General features: G+C 35.7%; 20 protein-coding genes and 1 riboswitch. Of the genes, 14 read left to right on the forward strand and 6 right to left on the reverse strand.

All coding sequences use genetic code 11. From position 1 onward, the window contains the following. On the reverse strand, positions 1–246 hold a 246-nt coding region (locus LY60_RS09860), incomplete at its 3' end, for a helix-turn-helix domain-containing protein (protein WP_145082957.1). 87 nt (positions 247–333) lie between these two features. After that, positions 334–1596 carry a glycosyltransferase family 2 protein gene (locus LY60_RS09865; RefSeq protein WP_145082959.1) on the reverse strand — a complete coding sequence of 421 codons (1263 nt, stop codon included), beginning with the start codon at positions 1594–1596 and terminating at the stop codon, positions 334–336. Between the two features lie 275 nt (positions 1597–1871). Between LY60_RS09865 and LY60_RS09870 the strand changes: the two genes are divergently transcribed. The 4 genes from LY60_RS09870 to LY60_RS09885 all read left to right on the forward strand — a co-directional run bounded on the left by LY60_RS09870 (position 1872) and on the right by LY60_RS09885 (position 6436). After that, positions 1872–3134: an HlyC/CorC family transporter gene (locus tag LY60_RS09870; protein ID WP_145082961.1), complete on the forward strand. Its 1263-nt coding sequence runs from the start codon at positions 1872–1874 to the stop codon at positions 3132–3134. 242 nt (positions 3135–3376) lie between these two features. Then, entirely contained in the window at positions 3377–5191 is a 1815-nt protein-coding gene (ftsH, locus tag LY60_RS09875) for an ATP-dependent zinc metalloprotease FtsH (RefSeq protein ID WP_145082963.1), read from the forward strand. Between the two features lie 152 nt (positions 5192–5343). Further along, positions 5344–5916, forward strand: a complete 573-nt coding sequence (locus tag LY60_RS09880) for a nucleoside recognition domain-containing protein (RefSeq protein ID WP_212633474.1) — start codon at positions 5344–5346, stop codon at positions 5914–5916. Further along, positions 5900–6436, forward strand: a complete 537-nt coding sequence (locus LY60_RS09885; RefSeq protein ID WP_212633475.1) for a spore maturation protein — start codon at positions 5900–5902, stop codon at positions 6434–6436. The genes LY60_RS09880 and LY60_RS09885 overlap by 17 nt, the downstream gene beginning before the upstream one ends. Here the strand turns inward: LY60_RS09885 and LY60_RS09890 are convergent, their stop codons facing one another. The 4 genes from LY60_RS09890 to LY60_RS09905 form a co-directional block, all read right to left on the reverse strand. Next, positions 6437–7024 carry a DUF5317 domain-containing protein gene (locus LY60_RS09890; protein WP_145082968.1) on the reverse strand — a complete coding sequence of 196 codons (588 nt, stop codon included), beginning with the start codon at positions 7022–7024 and terminating at the stop codon, positions 6437–6439. Positions 7025–7033: 9 nt separating this feature from the next. Continuing rightward, positions 7034–8347: an HD-GYP domain-containing protein gene (locus LY60_RS09895; protein ID WP_145082970.1), complete on the reverse strand. Its 1314-nt coding sequence runs from the start codon at positions 8345–8347 to the stop codon at positions 7034–7036. A gap of 224 nt (positions 8348–8571) precedes the next feature. Continuing rightward, positions 8572–9195, reverse strand: a complete 624-nt coding sequence (locus LY60_RS09900; protein ID WP_145082972.1) for a hypothetical protein — start codon at positions 9193–9195, stop codon at positions 8572–8574. A 157-nt stretch (positions 9196–9352) separates the two neighbouring features. After that, positions 9353–10069 carry an N-acetylmuramoyl-L-alanine amidase gene (locus LY60_RS09905; RefSeq protein WP_145082974.1) on the reverse strand — a complete coding sequence of 239 codons (717 nt, stop codon included), beginning with the start codon at positions 10067–10069 and terminating at the stop codon, positions 9353–9355. 103 nt (positions 10070–10172) lie between these two features. After that, positions 10173–10342, forward strand: a riboswitch (cobalamin riboswitch). Between the two features lie 122 nt (positions 10343–10464). Here LY60_RS09905 and cbiD point away from each other — a divergent pair. Genes cbiD through LY60_RS09955 form a run of 10 tightly spaced genes read left to right on the forward strand, consistent with a single transcriptional unit; the run spans position 10465 to position 21257 of the window. Further along, positions 10465–11550: a cobalt-precorrin-5B (C(1))-methyltransferase CbiD gene (gene cbiD / locus LY60_RS09910; protein WP_145082976.1), complete on the forward strand. Its 1086-nt coding sequence runs from the start codon at positions 10465–10467 to the stop codon at positions 11548–11550. Positions 11551–11559: 9 nt separating this feature from the next. After that, positions 11560–12318, forward strand: a complete 759-nt coding sequence (cobM, locus tag LY60_RS09915) for a precorrin-4 C(11)-methyltransferase (RefSeq protein ID WP_145082978.1) — start codon at positions 11560–11562, stop codon at positions 12316–12318. Next, positions 12318–13076, forward strand: a complete 759-nt coding sequence (gene cobK / locus LY60_RS09920; protein WP_145082980.1) for a precorrin-6A reductase — start codon at positions 12318–12320, stop codon at positions 13074–13076. Before cobM ends, cobK begins: the two co-directional genes overlap by 1 nt. Before the next feature lies 1 nt (position 13077). Then, the gene (gene cbiE, locus LY60_RS09925; RefSeq protein WP_145082982.1) at positions 13078–14298 is read left to right on the forward strand and encodes a precorrin-6y C5,15-methyltransferase (decarboxylating) subunit CbiE; all 1221 of its coding nucleotides are present in this window, start codon (positions 13078–13080) and stop codon (positions 14296–14298) included. A 22-nt stretch (positions 14299–14320) separates the two neighbouring features. Beyond that, positions 14321–15664 carry a cobyrinic acid a,c-diamide synthase CobB gene (locus tag LY60_RS09930; protein ID WP_145082984.1) on the forward strand — a complete coding sequence of 448 codons (1344 nt, stop codon included), beginning with the start codon at positions 14321–14323 and terminating at the stop codon, positions 15662–15664. After that, on the forward strand, positions 15661–16611 hold the full coding sequence (gene cbiB / locus LY60_RS09935; RefSeq protein ID WP_145082986.1) for an adenosylcobinamide-phosphate synthase CbiB: 951 nt from the start codon (positions 15661–15663) through the stop codon (positions 16609–16611). Before LY60_RS09930 ends, cbiB begins: the two co-directional genes overlap by 4 nt. A 12-nt stretch (positions 16612–16623) precedes the next feature. Then, positions 16624–17688: a threonine-phosphate decarboxylase CobD gene (cobD, locus tag LY60_RS09940; protein WP_145082988.1), complete on the forward strand. Its 1065-nt coding sequence runs from the start codon at positions 16624–16626 to the stop codon at positions 17686–17688. After that, positions 17685–18728: a phosphoglycerate mutase gene (locus LY60_RS09945; RefSeq protein WP_145082990.1), complete on the forward strand. Its 1044-nt coding sequence runs from the start codon at positions 17685–17687 to the stop codon at positions 18726–18728. Before cobD ends, LY60_RS09945 begins: the two co-directional genes overlap by 4 nt. A gap of 4 nt (positions 18729–18732) precedes the next feature. Continuing rightward, entirely contained in the window at positions 18733–20217 is a 1485-nt protein-coding gene (locus LY60_RS09950) for a cobyric acid synthase (protein ID WP_145083490.1), read from the forward strand. After that, positions 20214–21257, forward strand: coding sequence for a cobalt-precorrin 5A hydrolase (locus tag LY60_RS09955; protein ID WP_145082992.1), 1044 nt, complete (start codon positions 20214–20216; stop codon positions 21255–21257). The genes LY60_RS09950 and LY60_RS09955 overlap by 4 nt, the downstream gene beginning before the upstream one ends. Positions 21258–21262: the final 5 nt, after the last annotated feature.

Consider the following 21262-nt stretch of genomic DNA (forward strand, 5'->3'; position numbering starts at 1 on the left):
TGAAATATTACCTATTACATATTCTTCAACTACTGACAATTTAAATTCTTTGCTATATGAACTATTTCTATTTGATGTTTCAAATGCACTAGGTCCATGTTCTTTATATCTTAGATACCAACGACGTACAGATGCTTCATCAGCTTCGACTGATTTCGCAATACTTTCAAAGCTACCATTACCTTTTTCATAATTCTTACATGCTTGAATCTTAATTTCTTTACTATGTTTAGTTTTTCTGCCCATAAAAAATACCTCCAAGTAGATAATCTAATTTTAATTAATTAGACTGTCTACTTTGGAAGTATCATATCATTGTGAGGATTTTTATTATTATTGTCTTACTTCTTCAATTGACTTTACAATGCTGTGAGTGATTGGTTTCCACTCGATTTTTCTAAACAGGGCAACTATAGATATTGGTATATAAGTAAATATGAAAATCGGGAATGAAAATATATATTTAATTTTCTTTAGTGGAGTAGAATTAATTTGTTTCCACTCTGTTATTGTTGTAATAAGGCCAAGTGCAAACAACACAAGGTATGAGTTTACTCCTGACATTATTATTGCTCCCGAAGTTTCGCTTATGATCTCAGGATATGTTTCTATGTTAATAAGCCCCACTGTAAGGAAAACGAGATTTATAAATACGCTGGCCAATGACAAAAGTAAAGCTGGCATAATTGTCATGAGCATGTCGTAGCAGCTGAAGCTTTTTTTAGTGAATATACTCTTAAACAATGTCTTGCCGTATTTAGCAAATACCTGATAAAAGCCTTTTGCCCAGCGAAGTCTCTGATTCCATGACTGTTCGAATATATAAGGCTGTTCATCGTAAAGCACAGCTGTACCGCAGTATCCTATCTTTTCACCTTCTATGGCGTTATCAATTGAAAATTCAATGTCTTCAGTAAGCAGATGATGCTTCCAGCCGTTGTTTTTTCTTATTATATCGTCACTTACCATGAAACCTGTTCCTGAAATAGCACAGCCTGTGTTAAGCATCATTCTTGAGTTGTTAAGATATTTTGCTTCTCTTAAGAACCAAAGAGAATAACCTGCTGATATCCAGTTTGTGTCATAATTTTTGGAATTTCTGTAACATGTAACTATTTTATATCCGTTGTCAAATACTTTATTCATTTCTGCTACATAGTTTTCATCAAGCAAATTATCTGCATCGAAAACAAAATATCCGTTGTAATGTTCATCACTTGCAATTATACTTTTAAACGCGTAATCAAGTGCATATCCTTTGCCCACATTTTGTCTGTTGAATCTTTCTAATACATACGCTCCTGCATCTCTTGCCACATCAGCTGTGTTATCGGTGCAGTTATCTGCAACCACATAAATATCAATCAGTTCAGAAGGATATTTTTGTTGCTTGATGCTGTTAATCAATTGCCCTATTACGGCACTTTCATTTCTAGCTGCAATAACCACGGCATATTTGTTGTTTTTTTGGGCAGTCATTACCTTGCTTTTTCTAAACAGTGCAATAACCACGTAATATGCCTGGTAAAAATAAAAACCTGTAAATAATATTAAAATTATAAAGTTAAATATATTTATAAATGATAACAATTTCATACCTCCACATTTATGTTGTTTCTGCTTACGCTTTGAAGTATAACATTTATTGTTTTTTAATCAATTAAGTATTTCTTAATTTTGTTTTAAAATTTATGAAAACGATGGTAATTTTATAAATTTGTTTTACTATTATTGCTGCAAAGTTTTTTTTTATGCTTTGGAAAATTTCTAAAAATTCCTTGCTTTTGTTGAAATTAGAAAATCAATTGACTATTGACAAAGTGTAGATTATAATTAAAGTACTATTAAAAAATTAGGAGTGATTTACAATAATGGATGATGACGGTATAAGTCAGGTCGCAATATTAATAATTTTGTTGATAATGTCAGCATTTTTTTCTGCATGCGAAGCAGCATTTAATGATTACAGCAGAATAAGGATGAAAAACCTGGCTTGTTCAAACAACAAAAAAGCAGAGTTAGTAATTAGATTGGATGAAAAAAGCGACAGTCTAATATCAACTATTCTTATTTTTAACAATACTTTCAATATTACTGCTGCTTCACTTGCAGTGTATATTTTTTCTAAAAATTTTGAAAGTAATGGAATTGCAATTTCAACTACTTTGATACTTCTTGCAATTCTTATTTTTGGGGAACTCATTCCAAAAGGTTTAGCGCAGTTTGCACCTGAAAAATTTGCAATGTTTGCAGCACCCATAATGAGCATATTTATATTCTTGTGTTCACCAATAAATACGGTTATTGCTGCTTTAAAGAAAATGTTTTACAAATTGTTTGAAACTGAGATTCAGCCTTCAATTACTGAAGATGAACTTCGAACAATGATTGACGAGGTTGAAAACGAAGGAGTAATAAACAAGAATGAAAGTGATTTGATTCGTTCTGCTATAGAATTCAATGAAACTGTAGTAGAAGACATATACACACCAAGAATAGAAATTGTAGGAATTGAGGAAGATGAAAGCCTGGATGAAATCAAGGAAAAATTCTTGGTCAGCGGTTATTCAAGATTACCGGTTTTCCAGGGAGACATGGACAACATAGTGGGAGTTCTTCATGAAAAAGACTTTTATCAGGCTCTCAGCAGAAAAGAAAAAGACATTAAAAAGCTTGTTTCCAAGATTATATATATAACTCCAAACAAGAAAATTTCAGAACTTTTAAAGGAACTGCAAAGGTCGAAAGCGCACATGGCTGCCGTTATTGATGAATATGGCGGAACTGAAGGAATTGTAACAATGGAAGACATCATAGAAGAGCTTGTGGGAGAAATTTGGGATGAGCATGATGAAGTTATAGAATGGTTTAAAAAAATCGGAGATGACAAATATCTGGTTTCATGCAATGCCGATGTGGATGACATGTTCGAATTGTTTAATATCGAGCCTGATGAAGAAGTAGATGTAACAACGGTTAACGGATGGATTACAATGCTTTTTGAAGAAATTCCGGATGTGGGCGGAAAAATGGTTTATAAAAACCTTCACATCACCATAACAAAGGCAGAAGCAAAAAGAGTTCTTGAAATTCAGGTGGAAAAAATAAACGAAGAAGAAAATAAAACTTTATAAATATAATCAAAAGAGCGCAAAAATGCGCTTTTTTTATTTGTCCGAAACATGCAAATCGTTTGCAATAATAGAAAGTTACTTTTAAAAATGTAATTATTTTCAAAAAAATATTGACAATTATTTACATGTAAATTACAATCTGTGTTATTAAATGAGACATGAGCATTGATGAAATTATGACGGAATATACCATATGAGAATATTCTAAATATAGGAATTTGATATAAGTTAAAGGAGTACATATGAACGAAAATGAAAAAAAACAAGATCGGCCCGGAAAGCTGGTGATTTATTATTATGTTATTGCAATATCAATAGTGTTGTTGATTAATTGGTTTTTGTTTCCTGCCGTGACTGGAACTAAAGCCGTGGAAGCAGAGTATTCACAATTTTTACAGCAAGTTAACGATCAACAGGTAGTCATGGTTGAAATACAGAATGATTACATTCTTTATAAAACAGATGTTGATGAAAACGAAAATTATTTCAAGACTGACTTCACCGATGATCCTGAACTTCTACAGGTTTTGAAATCTCAAAACGTTGAATTTGGACAAATAGGTCGTAAAAAACCAGATTACCTTGTAAGCTTAATCATCTGTTATATATTGCCCATTTCCATAATTCTGGTTGACGGATTCATGAAAAAAAACAAAACTAATGACTCTGAGTTATCTTCTTCTGAAGAAAAGTCAGGAAATAAAATTAATGTTACAACCGCAAGTAAGACTACATTTGCTGAAGTAGCAGGACAGGATGAGGCAAAGGAATCTCTTGCAGAAGTTGTAGATTACCTTTCCAATCCTGAAAAATATGCTGAAATCGGAGCAAAGTGTCCTAAGGGAATTCTGCTTGTGGGACCTCCGGGAACAGGTAAGACACTTATGGCAAAGGCTGTTGCAGGTGAAGCCAATGTTCCGTTCTTTGCAAGTTCTGGCTCTGAGTTTGTTGAAATGTATGTGGGACGAGGTGCAGCTAGAGTTCGAGAGCTGTTTGAAAAAGCAAAAAAGAAAGCACCATGCATTGTTTTTATTGATGAAATAGATACTGTGGGAAAGAAAAGAAACAGCAGTTTAAACAGCAATGAAGAACGTGAACAAACATTAAATCAGCTACTGACAGAAATGGATGGATTTGAAGATAACAAAGGTGTTCTTATTTTAGCAGCTACAAACAGACCTGAAACATTGGATCCAGCCCTCTTAAGGCCAGGACGTTTTGACAGGCAGGTTCGCGTTGAACTTCCAGACATGGAGGGGCGTATATCAATATTAAAGGTCCATGCCCAAAATTATAAAATGGAAGAAAAAATAGATTACAATTTAATTGCAAGGGCAACATCAGGTGCTTCAGGAGCTCAGCTAGCCAACATTGTCAACGAGGGAGCACTGCGTGCTGTCAGAATGGGAAGAGCAGAAGTATCCCATGCAGATCTTGAAGAATCAATTGAAGTTGTAATAGCAGGTGAGCAAAAGAAAAATGCAATTCTGAGCCTGCAGGAGAAAAAAATAGTTTCTTATCATGAAATCGGTCATGCAATACTTGCTGCAAAGCAGACAAACAGCGCTCCTGTTCACAAAATTACTATTGTTCCAAGAACATCCGGTGCTCTTGGATACACAATGCAGGTTGAAACAAGAGACAAGACACTATTAACCAGGACAGATGCAATGAATAAAATTGCTACATACTGCGGAGGCCGTGCTGCTGAGGAACTTGTGTTTGGAGAATATACTACAGGGGCTTCAAACGACATAGAACAGGCTACAAAGATTGCAAGAGCCATGGTTACGAAGTATGGAATGACTGACAAGTTTGACATGATGGCACTTGAAACCGGAGGAAGACAGTACCTTGGAGGAGATTCTCAGCTTTCCTGCTCTCCTGAAACAGCTCAGCTTGTAGACAGAGAATCTCTGTCAATAATCAAGGAAGCTCATGCAAGAGCAGCCAAAATTTTAAAGGACAATGAAAAAAAATTACATGAACTGGCAAACTACTTGTTTGAAAAGGAAACAATTACAGGAGAACAGTTTATGGAGATTCTTCAAGCATAATATATAAAAAACTAAGCAGCAATATTGCTCCTTTTTATTTTAGTCAGCATAATAAAAATCCTGTGAAATATAATTAATTAAGGATGTCTATTTTAATGTCTCAACTATGTTGAGGCATGTTATTTATTAATGATTATTGCGGGGTTGATTTCTTGAGGAAATTGTGGATTGGTTTAATTTTCATGGGTATATTTTTTTCTTTTGCCAATGGCAGGCCAGAGGTGCTTACAGATGTGCTTTTGTTTGACCTGCAAAAGGCAGTTGATCTTATAATAAGCCTGGTTCCTGTTATGGCGTTCTGGACAGGTATGATGCGTATTGTGGAAAAATCAGGAATTCTAAATAAAATATCTAAATTTTTAAGGCCTGCAGTCAGGTTTTTATTCAAGGAAGTCCAAAATGACACGAATGCTGTTAATGCAATAGTTATGACTATTGCTGCAAATATGCTTGGTATTGGTAATTCTGCCACAGCCTTTGGTATAAAGGCAATGCAGGAAATGCAAAAAATTAACAGTGATAAAAAAACAGCAAACAATGCAATGTGTATGTTTTTGATTATTAACATGTCTTCAATACAGCTTATTCCATTAAGCATCATAAAATTAAGAGCAGATTCAGGAGCCTCAGTTCCTGCGGATATTATGCTTCCTACTATTGCTGCAACAACATTTTCTACAATTGTAGCTGTTATGCTTGCTAAATATTATGAAAGGAAAATGTGAAATGAATTTTTCTGATTTAATCATGCCCTTTGTTGTGGGCGGAATTCTTTTTTATGGAATTATTGCGGATGTAGACATATATTCTGCATTTATTGAAGGGGCGATGGATGGAGCAAAATCAGCATTTAAAGTATTTCCTTACATACTGGCAGTTATATTTGCAATAAATTTGTTTATTCATTCCGGGGCGGAAGAATTTATTGTGAGTATGTTAAGGCCTGTAACGGATATTTTGGGATTTCCTCCGGAACTTCTGTCCCTGGCTGTTATTAAACCATTATCAGGAGGAGGGTCATTGGGGGTTTTTCAATCTATACTGGACAATTATGGAGCGGATTCTTTTATTGGAAGGAGTGCCTCTATACTGATGGGTTCATCTGAAACTATTTTTTATACAACTGCAGTGTACTTTGGTGCTGTTGGCATAACAAACACAAGACACACAGTCAAGGTGGGGCTTATGGCCCACGGCGCTTCCATATTTGCTGCGCTGGTTGTGGGAAGACTCATGTTTATGTAATTATTTTACGATTTTACGTGACTTTTTTCCTTCAAGCAGGTCCTGCCAAAATGCAAATACGCCTGCCAGCAAAAAAACATCGCCAACACTAATGGTCTTGGAAAAAGGATAGGGAGAAGGAATGGTTATGATGTCGCAAAGAAATTTGAATTTTGTTTTGTCTGTAAGAAGAGAATGTATTAAATCCTGTCCTGTCTGAAGATACAGTCTTTTAGCTTCAACATCTCCTAGAACATCAGAAACAAAGACGGGCATCTTAAAACCATTTGAAGCAATTGCTATGAAATTAAGCAATGTTCCAATAAAGAAAAGCATCATGTAAGACTTTTTTATGTTTATTGCAGCTACATAAAAAATAGCAAAATAAATCAGCCAGCTAAGTGAAAGATACCTTAACAAGCTGCTGCTGGGAAACCTTTTAAACAAAAATTGAGCAGTAATTTCTATTACTGCTGTCAATATTAATAATTTGTAGCCCTTTATCTCGAAATTTCGATTAGTGATATCAGGACTTTTTTTTGTTGCTATTAAAATTAGTATTGCAATTAAAATTGATAAAATGGATATCAATATTATTTCTGAAATCATAATACACCTTTATTCAGATAAGCTAAAATATGTTGCCTTTAAAGCAATTATTGCATCATCCACTATGTCTGGATTAAACTGTGTTCCAGCATTTATTTTTATTTCATTGAGTGCTGTTTCAAGGCTTAGTGAATGTCTGTATGGTCTGTTGGTTGTCATGGCGTCAAAGGAATCTGCAATTGTAAGAATTGAAGTTTCCAACGGAATTTTATCATGGTCCAAACCGTCAGGATAGCCTCTTCCGTCATTCCTTTCGTGGTGATGTCTTATTATTTCTGTAATGTTTGAAAGATAGCTTAAATCTGAAATTATTGTTGCTCCTATTTCAGGATGAGATTTGATAGTGTCAAATTCTTCTTTTTCAAGCTTTCCATCCTTGTTAAGAATCTTCTTGTCAATTCCTATTTTGCCTATGTCATGTAACAGGGCGGCACTCTTTATTAAATCAATTTTGCCTTGCGGAAGACCAAGTTGTTTTGCAATTGCTTCGGAATAAGCACCAACTCTCATGGAATGACCGCTGGTATACGGGTCGCTTGCTTCTATGGCTCGTACAAGGACATTCATGGTGTCAAAATAATTTTTGCGCATGTCTATGTACAATTTGAATGTGTATCTTGCAAATAAAAGTGGAATGAAGAACAAAAGCATTCCGCCTGTTCCGTAGCTATAAAATGCAAAAGCAAGTATTATGCCTAAAAGACTTACAAGCAATATGTTAATTAGCATTCCATAAAAACTACTTTTCCATATGTTTGAAAATTTTTCTTTTAATAATATAGCCATTAACACTGACATGCAAAAAGTGTTTAACAAAATATAAACAATTAATGCTGCAATGCCTGCTACCGGATTGTAAAATACAAATCTTACATTAAGGAGATTGTCTACAACAACATATGCTAATCCAGCTATGCCTGTATTAATAAAATATTGGCTTATATTAAAGATTGTTTTATAAGGTGGATTATTAAATATATGAACTCTTCCTTTGCCGTCAACGTAGGGACATCTGAACGCTACACCAGCTGCCATTACAACGGCAGCAATCAGGGGGTTTGTCAAGATTATTGCAGTAAATGCCAATGCTGTGCTGACTGATATGGCACCTATTTTAGGCAACGGTATTAGAAATGTCTCTGCTACGGCTGATAATACGCAGAAAACCGTAAGCAAAGTATAATCTTCAATTGTATACATTTCAAAAAAATTAATCAATAACATTACAGCAATGGATGCTAACAATGTTATGTATACATATAATTTTATATTAATTTTTTGTTTTTCTAGATTATTATTCATTGTACTTACACCATCTACCATTTTTTAACCTCTATATTTCTATATAATGAAGGGCTGACAAATGATCAATTAATTTTTATAGCCAGCTGATGCTTGCGCCTGCAGCCAATACCAAAGATACTAAAGAAGCTATTATAGGCATTAATTTTTTCATGGGAATCCTCCGACAGTTAGTCTCTGCTCGGTTCGCTATTAGAACAGGAAGGATCCGCTACGCTAGTTTTGAAATATTTTAGTCAGCCCGATCATTCTTTTATATATAAACAGATTTTTCTGTTTATAGCATTTAATGTTGCTTTTATTGTAGAGTCAATTTTGTTTGTTGTAACTATGGAGGAACCGATGAGAACATTTTCCTTCCCGTGGTCTATTTGAGTTATTGCTGCTACCATTACGTCTTTGCCTGCAACTTTGGCAGTCTGTATGTCTTCTACAATGAAGCAGTCAAGGTCTATGGCTTTTTTTATAGAATCCAGTGTAGATAAAGCAGCAACCATGAGTGTGTTTTTTTCTGTTTTAATTCCTTCAGCTTGTCCTGTATATTCCTTTTCATCCCAGGAAAGCTTTGTGTTTATTTTTATTCTGTCAGAAGAAGTTTCATTTGTGTAACCGTCATACAACAGCCTGAAATCAGTGTTTATTGAAATGTTTTTATTGATTTGTGCAACACTTATAATTTTATAATCCACATCTAAATTAAAATGAGACAACAAAGCTGTTCTGATATCACGTGATATTTGCTTTGAATGTCTGCTACTGTCAGACAGCACATGTATTTCGCTTATATTGTTGTTTGCATCAGAAATAATTTTACACGACATGACAGATTTAATATTGGCTAAAAAATACTCCACTTCATCAAAATTCATATTATTCCTCCAAATGTTATACTACACGCTTTCAGTATAATACACATTTCGCATATTTTCAACAATTTAATTAAGAAATTTTCATAATTTTATCAATATTATACAAAAAAAACACATCTTTTCGACAAAATGAAAAAATGTGTTCTGTAAATGACTGTTAAATTTCGTTGAAATATTTCATAAGTCCTGTATATATTGCCCAGGCTGTTTTTTCCTGGTATTCATCAGATACAAGTTTTTGCTCTTCAGCTGGATTGGATAAAAATCCACATTCAATTAATAAAACAGTGTTTTTTGTATCATCCATTATTTTTATATCTTGTTTAATTTGTGGTACGCGCTGGTTTTCCGGATCAAGGATTGTTTTCATACTGTCCTGTAAAATGAAGGCTGCTGCCTTTCCATACTCATTATTTTTTTGGTAAAAAACATGAGAACCATAATATTGTTGTTGTGGAAATGCATTTAAATGTATGGATACAACTATATCAGCATTTGATTTGTTTATTGTGCTCACTCTGTTTTTCAAGTCTTCGTTTTTCTTGTCTCTGATTGTATCTGATGCTGATGAATAAAGACCCGTATCATCATATCTTGTCATTTCAACTTCAAAACCGCTTCCTTCAAGAAATGTCATGAGCTTTTTTGATATCTCAAGATTAATTGGTGCTTCTCCTATATGTAGGCTTCCGCTTGCACCCTGATCGATGCCCCCATGCCCTGGATCTATGAGAATTTTTATTTTTGAGAGCTTTTCACCTGTTCCATTGATTGTTTCGCTGGTAATTCCTATATTTGAAAATAATATCAGCAAGGCTGTGATTATCAAAGCAATTGAAAATACTATATTTACTTTTTTAAATAATTCTTCCATATATCCTCCAAAACATTTTCTTACTTAAGCTTATGAAGGCTGAAAATTTATTATTACTATAATCTCATTTGACATTATGTATTTTTTAATATATAATGAGCTCAACTAAATATTAAAGTTTGGTAACTATAGTTTTAAAAGGGAAAACAGTAAAATCTGTTACAGCCCCCGCTACTGTGAAAGGTGATAAGGCTCAAAACCACTGTGATAAACGGGAAGGTGAGCTTTAGATGAACCGATAGTCAGGAGACCTGCCAAATTTTGATTTGAAGATTTTCGGGAGGATTATCTTAAATGTTAAAGTATATTTACTGTACATACATGTCTTCCAAGAAATTGGAAGATTTTTTATTTTGGAATAATTTTTACAAAAAATATAGTCTCAGGGTGATATTATGAGGGATTATATTATAAAAGACGGTAAAAAATTAAGGTGCGGCTATACAACCGGAACGTGTGCAGCTGCTGCTTCATCTGCTGCGGCAATTATGCTTCTCACAGGTAAGACAGTTGACAATGTGCAAGTGAGATTGCCCTCAGGAGAAACGATTTTCATGGACATAAAAAATCCATGTTTTGATGTTCATGGGGTGAGCTGCAGCGTCACAAAAGACAGCGGCGATGATCCGGATATAACTGACGGCATTGAAATTTATGCCAAAGTGAGCCTTGATGACACAGGAAAAATAAATATATATGGGGGACAGGGAGTGGGAAGAGTTACTCAAAAGGGTCTTGACTGCCAGGTTGGCGAGGCAGCCATAAATTCTGTTCCTAGAAAAATGATAACTGAAAATCTTAAGAGAATTTCAAATGAGTACAAGTACAGGGGAGGAATGAGCGTAACTGTATATGTTCCGGAAGGTGAAGAAAAAGCCTTGAAAACATTCAATCCTCAGCTTGGAATAATTGGAGGCATATCCATACTTGGAACAACAGGAATAGTTGAACCCATGAGCAAGAAGGCTCTTGTTGACAGCTTAAAAATAGAGATGAAAGTAATAAGAGAAAAGGGCTATACAAGACTTCTTGCTTTTCCCGGAAATTACGCTGAGAAATTTATAGACAGCGCTTTGGGAATACGAGGAGAAAACAGCCTTAAGTTCAGCAATTACTTAGGTGAGGTTCTGGACTTTTCTGTGGAGCTTGGTTTCAAGGAAGTTCTCATTGTAGGGCACATAGGCAAGATGGTTAAGGTAGCCGGAGGAATGCTTAACACCCATTCCCATAACGGTGATTTCAGGATGGAAGTCATTGCTTGTTATGCAGCATTGTACGGTGCAGGAAGCCATGCAGTAAATGAAATTTTATTAAGCGCCACAACAGAACATGCTTTATCAATACTTGAAAGAGAAAATGTAGAAAAGCCTGTATTGAAGAAAATTAGTGAAAAGGCTGAATATTACATAAATAAGCGTGTAAACAACACCATTAAAACGAAACTCATAATTTATTCAAATGACAAAGGCATATTAAACTAAGGAGAAATCATGGTACATTTTGTTGGAGCAGGCCCGGGAGCCGCAGATTTAATTACATTAAAGGGGCACAATTTATTGCAGAGAGCAGATGTGGTAATATATGCAGGCTCTTTGGTAAATCCTGAACTTTTGAAATACACAAGGGATAATTGCCTGATTTATAACAGCGCAAACATGACTCTTGAAGAAGTTATTGATGTTATAAAGAAAGCTGAAAAAGAAAATAAAGACACTGTGAGGCTCCACACAGGAGATCCAAGCATTTACGGGGCAATACGTGAACAAATTGACATTTTAAAAGAGCTTCATATTGAATTTGAAGTTGTTCCAGGGGTAAGCTCATTTTTTGGAGCAGCAGCTTCTTTAAATGCTGAATACACTCTTCCGGAAGTAAGTCAGACCGTTATTATTACCCGTATGGAGGGGAGGACTCCGGTGCCGGAAACAGAAAAAATAAGGTCACTGTCTTCTCATAAATCAACCATGGTTTTGTTCCTGAGTTCAGGACTATCTGAAAAGCTTTCAGAAGAACTGATTATGGGAGGATATGAACCCAGTACGCCGGTTGCAGTTGTTTACAAAGCAACATGGCCTGATGAAAAAATATTTCATGCCACCGTTGCAACTCTTCCTGAAATTATGAAAACAAACAACATAACGAAGACAGCCCTTATTCTTGTTGGAAACTTCCTGGGAAATGACTACAAGAGAAGTGAATTGTACAATCCTTCTTTTACACATGAATTCAGAAAGGCAGAAAATAAATAATGAATATCTGTATTTTCGGAGGAACCACAGAAGGAAGAAAACTTGCAGAATTTTTGTCTGAAAACAACATAAAGGCAGATTTATTCATTGCAACTGAGTACGGGCAGCAGTTTTTGAAAAATATCAGCAATATTTCTGTATATCAAAAGCGCATTGATGAAAAAGAAATGATAAATCTTTTTCTTGAGAAAAAATATGACTGTGTGGTGGATGCAACTCATCCATTTGCACGGCTTGTATCTCACAACATTGTGAAGGCAACACTTGTTAGCGGAACAAGATATGTGAGAGTAATAAGAAATTCAATGGAAAACAAAGACTGCATTTATTTTCAGTCTTTCTCGGAATGCATTGATTATCTTAAAAATAAAGAAGGAAACATTTTGCTTGCTACCGGCAGCAAGGATCTTGATAAGTTCACGGCAGTTGAAAATTACAGTGAAAGAATTTATGTAAGGATTCTTCCTATGGAAAGTTCACTTAAAAGATGCATTGAGCTTGGATATGAGAACAAAAATATAATATGCATGCAGGGACCATTCAGCACTGAACTTAATGCTGCAATGATAAAAAGCACAAATTCAAAGTTCCTTGTAACAAAGGAAAGCTCAGATTCCGGAGGATTTGACGAAAAGGTTCAGTCATGTGTGAACACGGGAGCAAAATGTCTTGTAATAAGGAAGCAATATGAAGACGGATTAACACTGGATGAAATAATGAACTTTTTTAAAAAAACGATCATGGAACAGGCAGGCTAACATGAAAAAATTAAATATTGTTGGATTAGGTATTGGCAGCAACAATTACATTCATTCTGCAGCAAAGGGAGCAATTGAAGAAGCAGACTGCCTTATAGGCGCCAGGAGAATGCTTGAAAGCTTTGAGTTTTTACATAAAGAAATGTTTGAAAGCATATGCACTCAGGATATTATAGATTATATAAAACATTCAAAGTGCAGAGTTTTCAGTTTGCTTGTGTCTGGAGATTCAGGATTTTACAGTTTGTCAAAAAAAATAACTGAAAACCTTCTGAAAGACCATGAAGTAACAGTTGAAAATATTCCTTCAATCAGTTCCATGCAGTATTTGTGTTCTAAATTAAATATTTCATGGGATGATGTTAAGCATCAAAGCGCTCACGGAAGAGACATTAACATTGCATCTGCTGTAATGTTCAGCAAAAAAACATTCTTTTTAACCGGTGGAGAATTTGGTCCTAGGGAAATATGCAAAGTTCTTTGCACTAAAGGATTGGGTCATGTAAATGTCACTGTAGGTGAAAATTTATCATACCCAAACGAAAAAATCATTACGGATACAGCATTCAATTTATCCCTGATGAATTTTGACAGCCTTAGTGCAATGCTGGTAGAAAACCGTGAAGCTCTTGATATAAATATTGGAATGCGAAGCATAGGGGATGATGAGTTTATAACAGGAAATATTCCCATGACCAAAAGCGAAGTAAGAACTATATCCATAGGAAAGCTTAACATAAAAAACAGTTCAACAGTCTATGATATTGGCGCAGGAACAGGCTCCGTTTCAATTGAAACTGCTCTTAAGCTCAGCTGTGGTCAGCTTTATGCCATTGAAAAAAATGAAGAAGCCATAAGTTTAATTAAAAAGAACAAAGAAAAATTCAAAGCATACAACATAGACATAGTAAAGGGACTGGCTCCCGACTGTCTTGAAAATCTTCCAAGCCCTGACTGTGTGTTCATAGGGGGAAGCGGAGGAAATCTTGAAAAAATAATCTGTGAAGTTTTGAAAAAGAATAAAACTGCAAATGTTGTTATAAATGCCATAGCCCTGGAAAGTGTCAATGAAGCCATAAGGTGCATGGAAAAGTTCAAATTTGAACATGTTGAAATAACAAACGCATGGATTTCAAAATCAAAAAAAATAGGATCATACAACATGATGATGGGACAAAACCCCATTTATATTATAAGCGGTAAGGGAAGTGGTTTAAATTAAAACAATCAAGGCACCGAGAATAATGATAGCTGCAGCAGGAAGCGGCAGCGGAAAAACTACAGTCACAACGGCTCTACTTAAGGCATTTTTGCTTGAAGGCAAAAATGTTGCAGCCTACAAGTGCGGCCCTGACTACATAGACCCCATGTTTCACAGCGAGGTTATAAAAATTCCTTCAAGAAACATTGACACATTTATACTTGGAGAAAACAACGTCAAATATGTAGTTGGAAAGAACAGCCTCAGCATGGACATATCGGTTGTAGAAGGTGTAATGGGATATTACGACGGTACAGGAATAGGAACTAATGGAAGTTCATATGAAATTGCAAGACTGCTCGGTTGTCCTGTTGTGTTGGTTTTAAACTGTGAAGGAATGGCGATATCTGTTTGTGCAGTAATTGAAGGGTTTAAAAACTTCAGGGAAGAAAGCAACATCAAGGGCGTCATCCTCAACAACATTTCCGAAGGGATGTACAGGTATTACAAAAATATTATTGAAACAAACATACAAGTGAAGGTTTATGGCTATATGAACCGTCTTGATGACTGCAAACTTGAAAGCAGGCACCTTGGACTTGTCACTGCTCAGGAAATAGGAAATTTACAGTCCATAGTAAACACTCTCGGAGAAAATGCTTCAAGAACAATTGACATTAAAGGATTAAATGAACTTGCACAAACTGCTCCTGTTATTGAATATGAAGACCCTGTTATAGAAAGAAAGGACGAAGTTAATATTGGCATTGCATATGACAAATCATTTTGCTTTTATTATAGGGACAGTCTTGAAGTTCTGGAAAAAATGGGAGCAAATTTAATATATTTCAGTCCAATGTCTGATAAAAAGCTTCCGGACAATTTAAGCGGTCTGATTTTTGGAGGTGGTTATCCTGAACTTTACATGGATGATCTTTCAAATAACAAGTCAATGCTTGAAGACATAAAAGAAAAAATAAGTTCTGGCATTCCAACATTTGCAGAGTGCGGAGGCTACATGTACCTTCTTGACAGTTTTAAGGAAGACGGCAATGAATATGAACTTGCCGGAGTTTGTGAAGGTCAAAGCTACATGACAAACAGGCTGAACAATTTTGGCTACGTTACTTTAACTGCAGACAAGGACAATCTTATGTGCAAAAAAGGCGACAAAATAAATGGACATGAATTTCATTACAGCACAAGCACTAATCTTGGGGATGCATTTACTGCAACAAAGCCTGAATCGGAAAAAACATGGAAGTGCATAGTTGCTGACGACACAAAATTCATGGGATATCCTCATCTGCACTTTCTTGGAAATATTGATTTTGCAAGAAATTTCATGGAAACGGCAATAAGTTACCAAAAGGGGCACATAAAATGATACCGTTGATTTTAGGTTACACACTGGACTTGTTAGTAGGAGATCCACAGGGTTTCCCTCATCCCATCAGGCTCATAGGGAAGATGATAGAAAATGTTGAAAGGGTTTTAAGAAAAAAATGCAAAAGTGCTCAGGATGAAAGGCGTGCAGGAATTATTCTATGGTTTGTTGTGGTTTTGACTTCGTATGCTGTGCCTCTTGTTATATTGTGGCTATCATCAAAAATCAGCCTTTTGCTTGCAGGGGCAATTGAAACAGTAATGTGTGCATTTATTCTGGCAACAAAGAGTCTTAAGGATGAAAGCATGATTGTTCATAAATACCTTGAACAAAATGACTTAAGCTCTGCCAGGAAATATTTGTCATACATAGTGGGCAGGGATGTGGAAAATCTAAACAGCAATCAAATTGCCAAGGCTGCAGTAGAAACCGTTGCAGAAAACACATCTGACGGTGTAATAGCTCCAATGTTGTTTATTCTTATTGGAGGAGCACCATTGGGATTTTTGTACAAAGGGATAAACACCCTTGATTCAATGGTTGGATACAAGAATGAAAAGTACATAAACATGGGAAGGTTCTCTGCTCTTCTTGATGATGCAGCAAATTTTCTGCCATCAAGAATTGCATCTTATTTAATGATTACTGCTTCCTACATATTGAATATGGATTATGTGTCAGCCTACAGAATATACAAAAGAGACAGGTACAATCACAAGAGCCCAAATTCGGCCCATACAGAATCCGTATGTGCAGGAGCATTGAACATTATGCTTGGGGGTCCTAATTATTACGGAGGAACTCTTGTTACAAAGCCTACCATTGGTGATGACAAAAGACCAGTTGTGAACGACGACATAAAAAAAGCAAACAAGCTCATGTATGCAACGTCTTTATTGTGCCTGGGTATTGGGATAACGGTAAAGTTTTTAATCTTGAGTTTTTAATATGGAGGAAGTATGGAATCTCACGGAGCAGACATATACACGGCTTCAAGAATATCAGGAATTCATGAAGACAGCATAATTGATTTTTCATCTAACATAAATCCCCTGGGAATACCTGAATCAGTTGAAATTGCTGCAATGAACTCAATCAAAAATGCAAACAGGTATCCGGATATAAATTCACGGGAACTAACAGAGGCTATAGCAGCAAGCGAGCATGTGCCCTCAGAGTGGATTTTTGTTTCAAACGGAGCTGCAGAGGCAATTTTTAGAATAGCTTTTTATTTAAAACCCGGAAAAGGACTTGTAACTGCTCCTACATTCAGTGAATATGAAAATTCTCTGAAATTATCCGGAACTGATGTGGATGTATATAACTTATGTGAAAAAAACAATTTTAAAATAAACCATGATGTATTAAAAAGCATAGACAATACGGATATTGTGTTTTTGTGCAATCCAAACAATCCAACAGGACAAATCACAGACAGCAGCACTGTTGTTAAAATAGCAGATCACTGCAAAAAAAATAATGCAGTACTTGTTGTTGATGAATGTTTTCTTGATTTTGTTGAAAATAAGGAAAAGTACAGCATTGTTAATAAACTTCAGGAATATGACAACCTGATTGTTTTAAAGGCTTTTACAAAGATATATGCAATTCCGGGGATACGTCTTGGATATTGCATGTGTTCAAATAAACAGTTAATCCGGGGACTGAAATCCTCAGGTCCGCCGTGGAACGTTTCAACCATTGCTCAAGCTGCAGGAATAGCTGCTTTAAAAGAAAAAGAATATGTTAAGAAGTCCGTGGACTATGTGAAAATACAAAGGGAATATATTGTATATGAGCTTCAAAAAATAAACATTAAGACATATGAAAGCCATGCAAATTATGTTTTTTTAAAAACAGATATTTTGCAGTTAAAACAAAAATTGCTTAAAAAGGGAATACTCATAAGAGACTGCTCAAACTACAGAAACTTAAGTGAAAATTACTACAGGATAGCAGTTAAAAGTGAATATGAAAACAAATTATTAATTCAAAAATTAAAAGAAATAACAGGTATGCAATGAAAACAATACTGGTGATAATTGACGGGCTCAGCGAAGATAAAATTCATGAACTTGGAAACAAAACTCCGCTTGAATTTGCCTGTACTCCGTTTATAGATAAAATTATAGAACAAGGTCATCACAGCCAGCGAACATTTTATCCATCCAACATGCAGCCGGACAGCTTAAACTGCATACTTGCCATACTTGGAGTGGATGAACGTTACATTCCCAAAAACAGGGCATTTCTTGAAGCGCTGGCTTCAAACATACATGTGGAACATGATGAAGTGGTTTTAAGATGCAACCTCATAAGCATCAAGGACGAAAAATTGGAATCTTTCAATGGGATAAATCTCACTGAAGAGCAAATGAAAAATGCATCTCTTAATGTGAAAACAACCGGAGAAATAAAGTTTCATCACATCAGCGGCTACCGTAATTTGATTGTTCTTAAAAAGAACCGGGAAATCATGTTGATGAAAAATATACCGCCTCATGAGAATGTGGGAAGTAGTATGGCAGAAATTTTAAAAAGTTTTGAACATATTGAAATCTTAAAAGAATTTGTTTTACATAACAAATTTTTTATAAACGGCCACAGCTATATGTTTTATCCATGGGGACCGTCAGAATATTCAGAGATACCCTCATTTCATGAACTCTACCAAAAGTCATGTTCGTGTGTCTGCAGTGCTGAAATAGTAAAAGGCATTGCAAAAGCAATGAAAATAGATGTAGCAGCTTTAAAAAACTCAACAGCAGATATAAATACTGATTTAAAGGAAAAATCATCAGCTGTTCTTAGAGAATTAAAAGATCACGATGTTGTTATTGCGCACATTAACGGCACGGATGAAGCTTCTCACAGAAAGGATCTCTCAGGAAAAATCAGTTTCATAGAAAAAATAGACAGTGATTTTATGAGGGAAATATACAATAATGCGTGTGACACAAGAATAATAGTTGTGTCAGATCACCAAACAAGCTCCCTTTCAGGAAGACATGAAAAAGGGAATGTGGATGTAATTTGTTTTGAAAAAACAAGAGGGAAGGAATGATAATATGGCTAAAGTAATAATGGTTCAGGGTACAACTTCTAATGCAGGCAAAAGCCTCATAACAGCTGCCCTTTGCAGAATATTCAAACAGGATGGTTTCAAGACTGCACCTTTTAAGTCTCAGAACATGGCTCTTAACTCATACATAACCCGTGACGGATTTGAAATGGGAAGAGCTCAGGTAATGCAGGCAGAAGCTTGCGGCATAGAACCTGATGTGAGAATGAATCCAATTCTACTTAAACCAACGGGAGACAAGGGCTCGCAGGTTGTGTTAAATGGCAGAGTTTTCAGGGATATGACAGCAGGGGAGTACTACACATACAAGGAAGACATGATTCCTCACATAACAAAGGCATTCAATTCATTGTCAGAGGAATATGACATCATAGTCATAGAAGGTGCAGGGAGCCCTGCTGAAATAAATCTCAAACAGCAGGACATTGTGAACATGGGCATGGCCAAAATTGCCGACTCTCCTGTAATTATAGTGGGAGACATTGACAGAGGCGGAGTATTTGCATCACTTTCCGGAACAATGCTCTTGTTTGATGATGAAGAAAAAGAAAGAGTCAAAGGATTTGTAATAAACAAGTTCAGAGGTGATGTGGACTTGTTGACTCCGGGACTAAAAATGCTTGAAGACATAACAAAAGTAGAAGTGCTTGGAGTTGTTCCGTACATAAAGGTTGACATCGACGATGAGGACAGCCTTTCAGAGCGCCTTACAAATACATTTGAACAAAAGTTAATTGACATAGCTGTAATAAAACTTCCACGGCTTTCAAATTTCACTGATTTTAATGTGTTTTCCATGAATGAAGCAGTGTCATTAAGATATGTGTCAAGTACAAGAGAGCTGGGAAATCCGGACATGATAATTATACCCGGCACAAAAAACACCATTGATGATTTGAAATGGCTCAGGCAGTCAGGCCTTGAAGCAAGAATAATCCGTTTTGCCGGTGAAGGAAATCCTGTGTTTGGTGTGTGCGGCGGTTATCAGATGCTTGGTGAAACAATCAATGACCCTGATAATGTTGAAGGGGGAGGCAGCATCCGGGGAATTGGACTTTTAAAAATGGATACAACATTTTACAGTGAAAAAACAACAGTGCAGACTACAGGAATTATAAATGAAGCAGAAGGAATTTTCAGCCCCCTGTCAGGCATTGAAGTTACCGGATATGAAATACACATGGGAGATACAATTGTCAGGGAAGGAAAATCTCTTTTAACAGCAGGGGGCAAGCAGGACGGCTGCATTTTCAACAATGTTGCAGGAAGCTACATCCACGGCATATTTGACAGCATGGACGTTGCAGATACAATTGTTCAAATTCTTGCTGAAAGAAAAGGAATAGGATTGACAAACAAAAAACAACTTGATATGAAGACATACAAGGAAATGCAGTATGACATTTTAGCAGATTGTGTGAGAAAATCTCTGGATATGGAAAAAATTTATAAAATAGTGGGAATTAAATGAAAATAGATGTTTACGCATTTTCCAGGAATGGTGTCTTGTTGTGCGATAAAATAAAGCATGGATTAACATTGGATGAAATAGATGTGTTTGTACCTGAAAAGTATTCCATGATAAAGGAAGAGTTGAATTCTATCGGCAACCTGCATAAGTCTGTAAGACAGTCGTTTGAAACAAGGGATGCTGTTTTGTTTGTATGTGCTGCAGGAATAGCTGTAAGAGCCATTGCTCCTTTTGTAAAAAGTAAAATCAAAGACCCGGCTGTAATATGCACAGATGAAAAAGGTAAAAATGTAATTTCTCTGCTCAGCGGTCACATGGGGGGAGCTAACAGACTTTCTAAAAAAATTGCTGCAATTACAGGAGGACAAGCAATTATAACAACTGCTACTGACATAAACGGAAAAATTGCTGTGGATGAATGGGCCCACGACAAAAATTTGAGTATTTTAAACATGAAAACTGCAAAATTATTTGCAGCCGAAATCCTTGAAAACAAGACAGCAGGACTTACAAGTGATTTTCCTGTAATTGGAGTTGTTCCTGAAGAAATTGACCCATACAATAAACAAAATTACGAAACGGGAATTTGTATAAGCCTTGATGAAAACAAAAAACCATACACAAACACATTGAACTTAGTACCAAGGATAGTTTCTGTGGGTGTAGGGTGCAGAAAAGGAACAGATTTTCATACAATACTTAAATCAATAAAAGAAGTTCTCAAGGAAAATAACATTTCATGCCTTGGGATTAAGTCAATAAATTCCATTGACATTAAAAAACATGAAGACGGAATAGTTAAAGCGGCGGAATTTTTAAATGTTCCGTTTTACACATATTCAAAAGACCAGCTCAACACACTGGAAGGCAGCTATACTGAATCAAACTTTGTAAAAAAAATTACAGGAGTTGACAGCGTTTGTGAAAGGTCGGCTTCCATGGGAAGTAACTGCAATAAATTGATTATAAATAAAACAATAAAAAATTCTGTCACTGTGGCTGCCTGCATGGATGAATACAATGTAGATTTTAATTACTGATTGGA

The sequence above is a fragment of the Sedimentibacter saalensis genome, from assembly GCF_007830175.1.
Lineage (GTDB): Bacteria > Bacillota > Clostridia > Tissierellales > Sedimentibacteraceae > Sedimentibacter > Sedimentibacter saalensis.